The sequence below is a fragment of the Rhodopirellula sp. UBA1907 genome, from assembly GCF_002337565.1.
Lineage (GTDB): Bacteria > Planctomycetota > Planctomycetia > Pirellulales > Pirellulaceae > Rhodopirellula > Rhodopirellula europaea.
On record NZ_DDGH01000107.1, the window covers coordinates 79,632 to 91,176 of the forward strand.

The 11,545-nt window shown below is 56.9% G+C and carries 11 protein-coding genes and 1 pseudogene; 4 read left to right on the forward strand and 8 right to left on the reverse strand.

From position 1 onward, the window contains the following. Nucleotides 1-789: pseudogene (locus tag B2R17_RS27025) on the reverse strand (hypothetical protein); the annotation flags it as partial. Between the two features lie 205 nt (nt 790-994). On the opposite strand from B2R17_RS27025, the gene pyrE reads away from it, so the two are divergent. Next, nucleotides 995-1,576 carry an orotate phosphoribosyltransferase gene (gene pyrE / locus B2R17_RS27030; protein ID WP_008672358.1) on the forward strand — a complete coding sequence of 194 codons (582 nt, stop codon included), beginning with the start codon at nt 995-997 and terminating at the stop codon, nt 1,574-1,576. Here pyrE and B2R17_RS27035 read toward each other — a convergent pair whose 3' ends face one another. After that, complete coding sequence (locus B2R17_RS27035; protein ID WP_007324903.1) at nt 1,577-1,792, reverse strand: hypothetical protein; 216 nt, start codon at nt 1,790-1,792, stop codon at nt 1,577-1,579. It lies immediately after the preceding gene. A 237-nt stretch (nt 1,793-2,029) separates the two neighbouring features. Here B2R17_RS27035 and B2R17_RS27040 point away from each other — a divergent pair, with 237 nt between their 5' ends. Next, nucleotides 2,030-3,031, forward strand: a complete 1,002-nt coding sequence (locus B2R17_RS27040; RefSeq protein WP_286766442.1) for an efflux RND transporter periplasmic adaptor subunit — start codon at nt 2,030-2,032, stop codon at nt 3,029-3,031. 111 nt (nt 3,032-3,142) lie between these two features. On the opposite strand, the gene B2R17_RS27045 is transcribed toward B2R17_RS27040, so the two are convergent. From B2R17_RS27045 to rpmF, 6 genes are all read right to left on the reverse strand, one after another. Beyond that, nucleotides 3,143-3,856, reverse strand: coding sequence for a response regulator transcription factor (locus B2R17_RS27045; protein WP_008672355.1), 714 nt, complete (start codon nt 3,854-3,856; stop codon nt 3,143-3,145). Next, nucleotides 3,843-5,132 (reverse strand): beta-ketoacyl-ACP synthase II, encoded by a 1,290-nt coding sequence (gene fabF / locus B2R17_RS27050; RefSeq protein WP_286766443.1) that lies wholly within the window; start codon nt 5,130-5,132, stop codon nt 3,843-3,845. The genes B2R17_RS27045 and fabF overlap by 14 nt, the downstream gene beginning before the upstream one ends. Before the next feature lie 444 nt (nt 5,133-5,576). Further along, nucleotides 5,577-5,822 carry an acyl carrier protein gene (locus B2R17_RS27055; RefSeq protein WP_007324899.1) on the reverse strand — a complete coding sequence of 82 codons (246 nt, stop codon included), beginning with the start codon at nt 5,820-5,822 and terminating at the stop codon, nt 5,577-5,579. 138 nt (nt 5,823-5,960) lie between these two features. Continuing rightward, entirely contained in the window at nt 5,961-6,719 is a 759-nt protein-coding gene (gene fabG, locus B2R17_RS27060; protein ID WP_007324898.1) for a 3-oxoacyl-[acyl-carrier-protein] reductase, read from the reverse strand. Nucleotides 6,720-6,898: 179 nt separating this feature from the next. Further along, nucleotides 6,899-7,828: an ACP S-malonyltransferase gene (fabD, locus tag B2R17_RS27065; protein WP_286766444.1), complete on the reverse strand. Its 930-nt coding sequence runs from the start codon at nt 7,826-7,828 to the stop codon at nt 6,899-6,901. A 40-nt stretch (nt 7,829-7,868) separates the two neighbouring features. Continuing rightward, the gene (gene rpmF / locus B2R17_RS27070) at nt 7,869-8,051 is read right to left on the reverse strand and encodes a 50S ribosomal protein L32 (RefSeq protein ID WP_007331836.1); all 183 of its coding nucleotides are present in this window, start codon (nt 8,049-8,051) and stop codon (nt 7,869-7,871) included. 339 nt (nt 8,052-8,390) lie between these two features. Here rpmF and B2R17_RS27075 point away from each other — a divergent pair, with 339 nt between their 5' ends. Both B2R17_RS27075 and B2R17_RS27080 read left to right on the forward strand, forming a co-directional pair. After that, entirely contained in the window at nt 8,391-9,803 is a 1,413-nt protein-coding gene (locus B2R17_RS27075) for a magnesium chelatase (RefSeq protein WP_286766512.1), read from the forward strand. Between the two features lie 119 nt (nt 9,804-9,922). Then, nucleotides 9,923-11,353, forward strand: coding sequence for a malic enzyme-like NAD(P)-binding protein (locus B2R17_RS27080; protein ID WP_286766445.1), 1,431 nt, complete (start codon nt 9,923-9,925; stop codon nt 11,351-11,353). The last annotated feature ends 192 nt before the right edge of the window (nt 11,354-11,545 follow it).

Consider the following 11,545-nt stretch of genomic DNA (forward strand, 5'->3'; position numbering starts at 1 on the left):
TCGGGCGTCGCCAATGATGCGAGTGCCGAGCAAGCAATCATTGACTCGTTCAGGATTGTTGACCGGACGGGTGATGGCGTCACTGATCACGCGACCGTCGACGAAGGCACGCAGGTTGGGTGATGAGTAGCGTCCGGTGATGCGAGAAACCAAATCGCTGGCTTGGTTGGCTGCGGCCAGAGTTTCGACGATCGATTCGATTTGGGCGACTTCTTCGCCGGACAAATCGGCCAGAATTCGCGGCGTGGATTCGGTTTGTTCGTTAGCGTTTTCTTCAGACGAAAGGATGCCGGCGAGTGTTTCAAGTTGCCTCTCGATCACGGCGAGCCCGCGTTCGGGATTGCCATAGCGGAGTGCAGCTAAGTAGCGATCGAGTGACTCACGCAGTGCGACCAAACGGGATAGCTCGAGGCCTTCCTCGGGGCCGCTGAGGCGTTGAGAAAGCTCGACCGCGGCGTTGCCTCGTTTCGCGACGGACTCATCGCCTGCGATCGCGGATTGAAGCGGGCCGAAGTCCAGAAATCTCATCCAGGCATCGTGGTTGGAAGGATCTGTCACTCGCTGAAAAAAAGCGTCCGCCGCGTTCATCGCCGCCACCACATCGGCTTCGGTTTGTTCTTGCGATGGCAGTCGATTCGGATCCAACTCGGACTTGGATTGCTCGATCAGTTGTAGCCACTGAGTCGTTTCATCCGCGGTCACGAGAGCCTGGTTCACGCAAGCCGATGCACCCGCGAAGGCGATCGCGAAGACGAAACGAAGGGAGCCGCGAAAAACAGAGGAAGGCATGGAGCACGCTGGCGAGAGGATATGCGGATTGAGTGGAGTGGGTATTCTAGCTGGTGCTGGCGCCACGCAAGGCCCCGGTTGGCATCGTGATTCGAACCGTTGTCGGGTTGGACCGCTCGGATAGGTTGGGGCGGGTGTCTGAATCGAAGCGATTGTGGTATTCGTTCCGATTGAACCGCTCACTTCCTCGCTGGAGAATACTTGGATGTCGTCTGACTCGGCCAATCGTGACCTTGCCCCGTTGATCGCCTTGATGGAAACCGAAGCTCTCCAGCGTGGTGAGTTCACGCTGGCAAGCGGTAAAAAAGCGAACTACTACCTGGACTGCCGCCGCGTCACGTTGCACCCCAAGGGTGCTGGTTTGATTGGGCGAGCGATGTTGGACGTTGTGCTCGCCAATGCGAAAGAATCCGGTGTCATGCCCGCGGCCGTCGGTGGCATGGCGATCGGTGCCGATCCAATCACCGCATCGATCGTGACGTTGGCCGGTGGCGATGACGTGGATCTGAAAGGCTTCATGGTCCGCAAGGAACCCAAGGGACACGGCATGGGACAACAAGTCGAAGGTCCTGTCACACCCGGTCAAAAAGTTGTGATCGTGGAAGACGTGATCACCAGCGGCGGCAGTGCATTGAAAGCCGTCGAAGCGGTCGAAGCATTCGGACTGGAAGTCCAGTACGTGCTCGCGATCATCGACCGCTTGGCGGGAGGTGCCGAGGCATTCGCAAAGAAAGGTCTCGAGCTGAAAACGCTGACGACCATTCGCGATTTCGGTTTGGAACCCTGATTAACCCTGAGGCGTGTCGATCTCGACATGCACGATGATCAGAACATCTCCGGCGGCGAACGAATTCATCGGGCCGCTGCCGGCGGCTGGTGCCGGCGCCAGGTTGCCGTTGATGGAAAGGACACGAGCACCGCTTTTGCGGATCCAGCGATTGATTTGCCGCTCGAGTTCGGGCAATTCGGAATCCACACCTTTGAAGAGTTTGACTTGTTGCACGACAGTATCCGGGGGCGGTTCCAAGGAGAACGAATGAGTTTCTTTGTTTCGTCGGTCGGTCGCATGGTGTTGGACGAGATGATGAGCCGACGGCGAGCATCGTAACAAATCCCGACCCGGTTTGGCATTTCCGCCGGATGAGAAGCCCGTTTCGAAAGCGGGCGGCAGGCGAAGGCGATTGAATTAGAATGATGATTGGTTTGATCCGCTCAACATGTCTCGTCGGAGAGTTGCCTGATGCTCGTTTCTGGCACCGAAGTCAAAATCGCGAATCCGTTCTGTCGTCTCGCTGATGCGTTATCGATTCGCTGGATGCCTGCGACTCATGCGTTGGCCGCAGCGCTGGTCGCGATGACAGTTGGCGGGCCGGCCATCTTGTCGGCCGATGATTCGAATCCGAAGACAATCGAGATCGAAGGTGCCCAAACGACTTTGGTCACCGATCTCACATTGGCGGCGCCGATCGCCGGACGCGTGATGTCGGTGGCCGTGACCGAAGGGCAAGAAGTTTCCAAGAGCGATGTGCTGGTTCAACTGGACGACCGGCGTGCGAAGGCTGAACTGGCGGCGGCCGAATCGGCTGCGATGGCGGCTAAATTGCGATCGACCAGCGATGTTGATCAGCGATATGCCGAGCGGACTCGCGAGGTTCGAATGCGGGAGTTGGAGCAAAGCATCGACGCGAACAAACGCTATCAGAACAGCGTGACCGCGACCGAGATTGATCGCTTGCAGTTGGTGATCGACCAAGCAGGGTTGTCGATCGAACAAGCTCGCAAGGAGTTGGAAGTCGCGGAGGCCCAAGCGGACGAAAAGCTATCGTTGGTCGAGATGGCCAAGCTCAGGTTGTCTGAGCACCGCGTTGACTCACCGGTCGAAGGCAACGTGGCCGAAACAATGGTCTCTGTGGGCGAGTGGGTCGAAGCCGGCGCACCACTGCTGCGTGTTGTTTCGTTGGACCCGATCCGAGTGAGCGGATTTATTGATGGACGGGTGCACGGAAGCGAACTGAAAGGTCGACCGGTCGAATTTGAATGGACGCAGTCGATTGATGGCGAAGACCAAAGCATCGTGCTAAACGGCGAGGTGACGTTTGTGTCGCTTGAAGTTCATCCGGTGAATTCGCAGGTCCGGATGTGGGCCACGCTTCGCAATCCCGATCAAATCGCCAGACCCGGAGTCCGCGGAACGATGCGGATTTTGCCAGCGGTTAACAAAGCAAAATCGCCGGCTGAGTGAGCCGGCGAATGTGAGCGAGGCCTAGACGAAGGCTAGCCAAGTCTAGAAAAGATCGGTGCATCATTCGCGTGGGATCAAGATTTCCACCACGCGAATTTTGTCACGAGTTGATCAAGGAGCCGGTGGGATCAACGCGGCGGGACCAACGTCCAAGTTGACTTCGGCAGCCAACAGCATTTTGTACAAGTCAACTTCGTTGTCGATGTTGAGCTTGGTGAAGATACTGCCGCGGTGCTTCGATGCGGTTTGAACGCTGATGCTGAGCTCTTGAGCGATGCCCTTCAGCGGAGATCCGCCTGCGAGAAGCAACATGACTTCTGTTTCGCGAGGCGAGATCTTTCGCAGCAAGTCCAAGGCTTCTTTGCGGACTTGGTGACGAAAGCGATCGCGACGATGCTTGCGGATCGCACTGTTGATCGCATGCAAAATTTCCTCGTGACGGAAACCTTTTTCGATGAAATCGAACACGCCTTGCTGGAATGCAGCTCGGCAGTTTTCAGCATCGCCGTGGCCGGTGACCAAGATGACCGGAATGGTCAGCTCACGTCGCGACATTTCGGCTTGCAGTTCCAAGCCACTCAGGCGTGGCATTCGCAAGTCAGCAACGACGCAACCGTGTGAGTCGGCGTGCAAGACCTTGAGAAGGTCTTCTGCCTGATTGAACGTTTCTGTCTTCAAGCCTTCTTGAGAGCACCAGCGTTGTAGCAGGTCCAATTCGGCTTGTTGGTCATCCACCAAGTAGACGACTGGTTCAGGACCAGCGTCTTCCTGAGGGGATGCATTGGGATCGAACAAATCGGAGTTCGGATTATCAAGAGCCGTCATGAGAGAACCGTCCAAAGAGAACGCATGCGTTGTGACCGCCAAATCCGAAGCTATTGCTCATTGCCAGGTCAACTTTTTGTTCCCGAGGTTTATTGGGAACATAGTCAAGATCGCAACTTGGATCTGGAGTGTCGAGATTAATTGTCGGGGCAATCACATTGTTTTGGATCGTTTGGCAAAGAATCACCGCTTCAATCCCTCCGCTAGCACCCAGGGAGTGTCCCAGAGCGCTTTTGGTACTGCTGATCGCAACATTTTGGGCGTGATCACCCAAAACGGTATGGATCGCGCGAGTTTCTGCTTTGTCACCCAAAGGTGTGCTCGTCCCGTGAGCATTAATATAATCAATTTCAGAGGCCGCGCGGCCACTGTCCTGAATCGCGGCTCGCATGGCAGCGGCGGCGCCCAATCCTTCTGGATCAGGGGCGGTGATATGGCCTGCGTCGCTGGTCGTCCCATAGCCAAGGACTTCCGCGTAGATCTTCGCCCCACGAGCTTTCGCGTGCTCGAGTTCTTCGAAAACTAGCAGTCCGGCACCTTCGGCCAAGACAAATCCATCGCGATCGGAATCAAATGGACGACTGGCCCGTTGAGGATCGTCGTTGCGAGTCGAAAGAGCCTTCATGTTTTGGAAAGCAGCCAAGCCCATGCGAGTGATCGCGGCTTCGGTTCCGCCGGTGATCACGACATCGGTTTCGCCACCACGAATGCTGCGAAGAGCGTCGCCCATCGCGTTGGTTGCACTCGCACAGGCGGTCGCGACCGCGTAGTTCGGCCCTTTTAGTCCATAGCGAATGGAGATGTTTCCGCCGGCGGCGTTGACCATCATCTTCGGGACGGTGAACGGGCTGACTCGGTCCGGTCCCTTGTTGAGCATTCGCTCGATTTGTTCTTCGATTTCGTTAAGACCACCGATGCCCGAACCCAAGATCACACCGCAACGAGTTCGGTCGGTTTTGTCCCAATCGATGCCGGAATCCTGGACCGCTTGGGCTCCAGCGTGAACGGCGAACTGAGTGAATCGATCCAGACGCTTGGCTTCTTTGGGTTCGACATGATCCGCGACATTGAAGTCAGGGATGTCACCGCCAAAGTGAACCTTGTATTTCGACGTGTCCATGATGGACAGCTCATGGATCCCGGACTTTCCGGCCAACAAGGCTGACCAAAGAGTTTCGACGTCGCAGCCCAAAGGTGTGACGGTACCCAAGCCGGTGATCACGACACGTCGTGACATGGAAGGATCGTAAGAAGGCGTTGAAGAAGCGTCCGTCATGAGCGTGGTGACGAATTAACGTGGTTGAGTGTTGAGAGAAGGGACCGCGGCACACGCGGAAGGCAACATAACAAAAAACGCCGCCAGCACCTTGTCAATATAACGAATTGACAGAGTGAAATGGCGGCGATGCAGTCTGCGTTGCGGATGATTGCGATTGGCGAAACATTGCCGGGTGACGCATGATTTGACGTCGTATCAAGCCGCTCGTTTGAGTGAGGGCAGACAAGGATCCGGCGATCGGAACAAACGCATGGGCACAAGCACGAATGGCTGGAGCACACACAGCTGGATTTTCACAATGGGCAAAACCGCGTCCGGCTTCGCCGCCATCGGTTGGGAGCCCCTCACGGATCTTGCAAGAAAGATCCCGCGAGGCGTTCCGTCGTATTCACGCTGCTATTGGTCGAAGTGAATTCGTCCAACAAACAGGCTCACCGAAAACTAGGCGTCTTCGCCTTTTTCCTTTTCGATGAAATCGATTGCTTCGCCGACCTTTTGGATCTTTTCGGCGGAGTCATCTGGAATGCTGATGTCGAACTCTTCTTCGAGCTCCATCACCAATTCAACAGTGTCGAGCGAGTCGGCACCGAGGTCGTTGACGAACGATGTTTCGCGGGTGATTTTGTCTTTATCAACGCCGAGCTGTTCAGAAACAATGTCGACCACGCGTTCTTCGATAGACGCCATGGGCGTAACTCCGATTAAATGTCAGTTAATTCGAAAAGGGAAAGTGCAGATCTGTGGGGCAGGGCACAACCGAGGCGGCACTCCATAGCCGCTCGTGGCAGAACATAGGGGACGCAGCTAAAACGCGTCAATATGCCGTTAGCCGACCATTCCACCGTCAACGACGATGGTTTGCCCTGAAATGTAGCTGGCATCGCGACTGGCCAAGAACAATACCGCCGCGGCGACGTCCTCGGGTTGTCCAACTCGCTTGGCAGGGATTCGTTTTTTGACTTCTTCCAAGACGACTTCGCCGAGTTCCGCCGTCATTTCGCTGGCGATGAACCCGGGAGCAACCGCGTTGACGGTCACGCCCCGTGAGACGAGCTCTTTGCTCATTGTTCGCGTCATTCCAATCATGCCCGCTTTACTGGCCGAGTAGTTGGCTTGACCGGGGTTGCCGATCAGGCCCGAGATGCTGGCCATGTTGATGATTCGTCCGTACTTGCTGCGACGCATCACTCCGGCGGCCGAGCGGCAGCACACGAAGCAACTGGTCAGGTTGGTGGCGATGACGGAATCCCATTCCTCGTCGGACATGCCTCGCATCAGTTTGTCGCGAGTGATCCCGGCGTTGTTGACCAGGATGTCCAGGCGGCCGTGTTTCTTGTGAGTTCCCTCGATGGCTTCGGCGGCAGCTTTGCGATCGGTGACGTCGCAAGGCAGGGCTTCGCCTTTACCACCGGCGGCTTCGATTTCAGCGACGGTGGCGGCCAGTTTTTCCGCGTTGCGAGCCACGCAGACCACATGGGCTCCGTTTTGTCCCAGTGCGACGGCGACAGCGCGTCCGAGACCTTGGCTGGCACCGGTGACGATGGCGACTTGATCTTTCAAATCAACCGACAGAGAGAGATCCATGGGGGCAGGTCTGTGGGGTTGGGAGGTTGGGGAGAAAGTGGGGGAAGAACGCGAATGTTTTACTGGCCCGTTTCCGAGCGAGGACGTTCAGATGCGTTCATCGGCGGTTGTACGACGGCCTTCCAAGGCCGTCGTATTTGAATTCCGCTTCGTAGCTGTTTGGTGTGGACTTCGGTGAATCAGGGTTGGTCGCCGAAACCGTCCGTGGGTGTTTTGCGAGCGATCCGTTTGATCGTTCCTCGCAACACGCGACCGGTTCCTGCTTCCAGGAAACCATCCACTCCGTCGCCGAGCATCGCGTTGATGGAGTCGTCCCAGCGGACTGGGTTGACGACTTGGCGTGCCAGCAACTGGCGAATTTCATCAGCGGAGGTGTGTGGTTTCGCGTCGACGTTGCTGTACACCGGAATTCGCGTGTCCGACAACTCGACCTCTTCTAGAGCCCGTGTGAGTTGTTCCACTGCGCCATCCATGATGGGAGTGTGAAAAGCACCGGCGACGCTGAGTGGCACGACCTTCATTGCACCGGCAGCGGAAGCCGCTGGTTCGAGTCGTTCCAGAGCGGATCGATGTCCTGACACGGCGATGTTGCCTGGGCACAGAAGGTTGGCCGGTTGCAGGATTTCGTCCCCGCTGCGGCACTCTTCGCAAACCGATGTCAGTTTTTCAAGGTCCAGCCCCAGCACGCTTGCCATGCCCGATTCGGTTGCATCAGCACAAGCCTGCATGGCTTCGCCTCGCTTTTGAACCAGTTTCAAGCCATCGGCAAAGGAGACTCCGCCGGCGTAGCAAACGGCGGTGTATTCACCCAAGCTGAGACCCGCGGCGGCCACGATCTTTTTCGCAAGTTCCGGATTCAGGTCATCGTGAACCCGAGCGGCCGCGACTCCGACAACGAACAAAGCTGGTTGACTGTGAACGGTTTCGTTCAGTTTTTCAGCGGGGCCGTCTGCACAAAGGGATTTCAGATCGTATCCCAGGACATCGGCGGCTTCGTCAAACAGGTCGTTGGCGATGGGGTATTCCGCGCACAACCACGTTCCCATGCCGGGCGTCTGAGCACCTTGGCCGGGAAACAGGATCGCTGGTTTCGCTGCGTCGAGACTCACGGCAGGTCGTTCTCAGTTCAGAATGCTGTGGCGGTTGGAACTACTGGTCAGTCGATTCAACGACGGTACGACCTTGGTAATAACCGCATTTCGGGCATACGACGTGAGTCGGCACGGCGGTGCTGCACTGCGGGCAGTACGTCACTTGACGCTTTTTCAAGTGATCGTGGGCGCGGCGTTTGCCGGTACGGCTATTGGAGTGCTTGCGTTTTGGGACGGCCATGGCAGACAAGCCCGCGAACGGGCGATCTTAGAATGGGTGGAGTGGACGAATTTCAAACCGCGAAAGATAAGCACCCGGTGAGGGTTTCGTCAACGCGTCCTGGCCCCAAAACTCCCGCTTTCCATGGCCTTTTGCCATACCGGGTTCGCTTCCACGTTGGATTGCACCAAATCGGAAAGAGTCTCCGATTCGGCAGAGATGTCCGAACCAAGGGCCTCCCCGGTTGCATACGATTGAATCAGATAGGATGCATCGCAGCGAGATGCTTCCCTGCACCGACGCCTCTTTTCCCAGAGCCCACACGTGACCAGCCCTGTGCCAAGTCCCGCGAAAACGACGATGGATGCCCCCGAAGCCCGCAATTTGCAGCAATTGATCGAGAGCGGATGGAAGTCCAAAACGGTCAAGCAAGAAATCCGCGACAACTTTTCGCGGATGCTGGCCGACCGCGAAGAGTTGTTTCCGGGCATCGTGGGATACGAAGACACGGTCATTCCGGAAATCAGTCTGGCTTTGTTGGCCGGTCACGACATGTTGTTCATGGGCGAAAAAGGCCAAGCGAAAAGCCGAATCATGCGGCAGTTGGTCCAATTTCTCGACCCGTGGATTCCTTACATCGATCACCCCGATCTTCCCGTTCATGAGGATCCGCTGAACCCGATTTCGTCATTGGGCAAGCGTTTGGTCGCCGAGCATTCGCCCGAAGACATCCAAATCGGGTGGTGGCATCGCAGTGAACGGTATGCAGAACGTTTGTCTCCCGGGACCAAATTCGCCGACATCATTGGCGAAATCGATCCAGCGAAACTGACCGGCGGAGTCAGCATGAGTGCCGAGGAAGCACTCTCGTTTGGCTTGATTCCGCGAATGCACCGCGGCATTTTCGCGATGAATGAATTGCCCGAGCTGGATGATTTGGTCCAAGTCGGCTTGTTCAATATCTTGGAAGAACGCGACGTGCAAATTCGCGGCTATCCAATTCGATTCGAATTGGATGTGATGATTTTGTTCTCGGCCAACCCCTCGACGTACAACCGGTCCGGCAAAGTCATTCCTCAGCTGAAGGACCGGATTGGGACGATCGTGCAAACTCACTATCCGTCCGAGCGGACGCAGGGAATCGAAATCCTGCAGCAAGAAGTCGGTGACGATTTGGGCGGTCCTTACCCGGTGCATGTGCCTCTGTTCATGTACCAGATCATCGAGGAAATCACTCATCAAGCTCGCCAGAGCAAGTACATCGATCAGGCGTCGGGCGTGTCAGCACGTTTTTCTCTAGCGAATTTCCGGACAATCGTCGCATCGGCTCGGCAACGCGGAATCGTGCACGGCGAGAGTCCCGCCGTTCCGCGGATCAGCGACCTCGGGCACTTGTATGCCAGTTCGCTTGGCAAGTTGGAATTGGATTTGATGGGCACGCATCAAATGTCTGAAAAGCAAGTGATCGATTCGGTGATCGCGGAAGCCATCCAGACTGTGTTTGGTGAATACATCGAAGAACACGGGTTGGCCGAAATCGCGGAGATCTTCCGTGGCGGCGTTCGCGTGGAAGTCGGAACGATGTTGCCGAGCAGCGAGTACGCGGAGCGGTTGCAGCATGTTCCGCCGGCTTGGGACAGGGCGTTTGAGGTCAACGCGAGCGAAAACGAAGCGATGCGAGCCTCGTGCGTCGAGTTCGTTCTCGCGGGGCTCTATAGCATGGACAAAATCAGCCGTTCGCAACGCCACGGCAAGATCAGCTACGAAACTTGAGCGGGGCGCCGAGACGTGGCAGAGATTCTCTGGCAATGACGTGATTGCGGCGACGTGGTACAAGGTCGGCTCGTTGACCCGACCGCCGACACCCCAGCCTTGAAGGGTGACTCGCCAAGATGAACCAGCACAGTCCGTCGTACGCCATCACGATCCGTTTGCGTTATTCCGATTCGCCCGGGGCGATGGGCAAGATCACCACCGCGATCGGCGAAGCGGATGGGGCGATCGGCGCAGTCGACATCGTCAACATTCGCGGCGGCAAAATTTCGCGTGACTTCACGGTCAACGCTCGCGATGTCGACCACGGCAAGCGGATCGTCGAGCATCTTCGCACGGTGGAAGAGGTCGAGGTGGTGCACACCTCCGACCGTGTCTTCCTGATGCACCTGGGCGGCAAGATCGAGGTCCTGCCAAAGATGCCAATCAAAACTCGCGACGATTTGTCGATGGCCTACACACCCGGCGTCGCTCGGGTATGCAATGCGATCGCGGAAGATCCCGATTCATCGTTTGCTCTGACCATTCGGCAAAACACTGTCGCTGTGGTCAGCGATGGTTCCGCTGTTTTGGGATTGGGAAACATCGGGCCTCGCGCCGCCATGCCGGTGATGGAAGGCAAAGCGATGCTGTTCAAAGAATTCGCGAACGTCGACGCGTTCCCGATTTGCTTGGACACCCAAGACACCGAAGCGATCATTGAAACCGTTCGCCAGTTGGCACCGACGTTTGGCGGAATCAACTTGGAAGACATCTCGGCACCACGCTGCATCGAGATCGAAGAACGGTTGGACAAAGAACTCGAGATCCCGGTCTTCCACGACGATCAACACGGCACCGCGATTGTGGTGTTGGCGGGACTGAAGAACAGTTTGCTTCGCGTTGGCAAAACACTTCCAAGTATTCGCATCGTGGTCAACGGTGCCGGAGCTGCGGGAACCGCGATCGTGAAGTTGCTGTTGATCTCCGGTGCGAAGGACATCGTGGTGTGCGATCGCGAGGGAGCGATCCACGCGGGCGAACCCAGCCAGCCGGATGCATCGAAGCAGTGGATCGCTGACAACACCAACCCACGTGGTGCGTCGGGCAAGCTTTCCGAAGTGATTCAAGGAGCCGATGTGTTCATCGGTGTGTCAGCACCCAACGTTTTGCAGACGGAAGACGTCGCTGCGATGGCGGCCGATCCGATCGTGTTTGCGTTGGCCAATCCTGATCCAGAAATCTTGCCGGCCAACGCGGCTCCTCACGTCCGCATCATGGCGACGGGACGGAGTGATTTCCCTAACCAGATCAACAACGTGTTGTGCTTCCCGGGTTTGTTCCGAGGGGTGTTGGACGTCCGAGCGACGACGATCAACAACGAGATGAAATTGGCCGCCGCGGAGGCGATCGCGGCAACGATTCCCGAGTCAGATCTGCTGGATGATTATGTGATCCCCAGCGTGTTTGACCGGCGCGTCGCGAAAGTCGTCGCTCAGGCGGTCGCGAAAGCCGCGGTCGAAACTGGCGTCGCACGTCGGCGAAACAAACCCGCCGAAGAAATCATGTGAGCGCGATGAGTCACGCCGCGAGGTAGGCCAGGTTATCACCTGGCAACCAAGCCAATGCTTTGGAACAAAGCGAGGCGTGCAGGACTGTGGCACGGCGGTCCCCGCCGTGGTTCGAGGTTGTGCCGCCGTTCAGGCGTACGCGATGGTGAGGGCCGAGCATGGGAAAAGTCGCGCACTTCCCTCCCCGGAATT

Bases quoted from the DNA above. Each gene is read 5' to 3' on its own strand.
- B2R17_RS27080 (WP_286766445.1), top strand. From the start codon at position 9,923: ATGAACCAGCACAGTCCGTCGTACGCCATCACGATCCGTTTGCGTTAT.
- pyrE (WP_008672358.1), top strand. From the start codon at position 995: ATGTCGTCTGACTCGGCCAATCGTGACCTTGCCCCGTTGATCGCCTTG.
- fabG (WP_007324898.1), bottom strand. From the start codon at position 6,719: ATGGATCTCTCTCTGTCGGTTGATTTGAAAGATCAAGTCGCCATCGTC.
- B2R17_RS27040 (WP_286766442.1), top strand. From the start codon at position 2,030: ATGCTCGTTTCTGGCACCGAAGTCAAAATCGCGAATCCGTTCTGTCGT.
- fabF (WP_286766443.1), bottom strand. From the start codon at position 5,132: ATGACGGACGCTTCTTCAACGCCTTCTTACGATCCTTCCATGTCACGA.
- rpmF (WP_007331836.1), bottom strand. From the start codon at position 8,051: ATGGCCGTCCCAAAACGCAAGCACTCCAATAGCCGTACCGGCAAACGC.
- B2R17_RS27055 (WP_007324899.1), bottom strand. From the start codon at position 5,822: ATGGCGTCTATCGAAGAACGCGTGGTCGACATTGTTTCTGAACAGCTC.
- B2R17_RS27075 (WP_286766512.1), top strand. From the start codon at position 8,391: ATGGATGCCCCCGAAGCCCGCAATTTGCAGCAATTGATCGAGAGCGGA.
- B2R17_RS27045 (WP_008672355.1), bottom strand. From the start codon at position 3,856: ATGACGGCTCTTGATAATCCGAACTCCGATTTGTTCGATCCCAATGCA.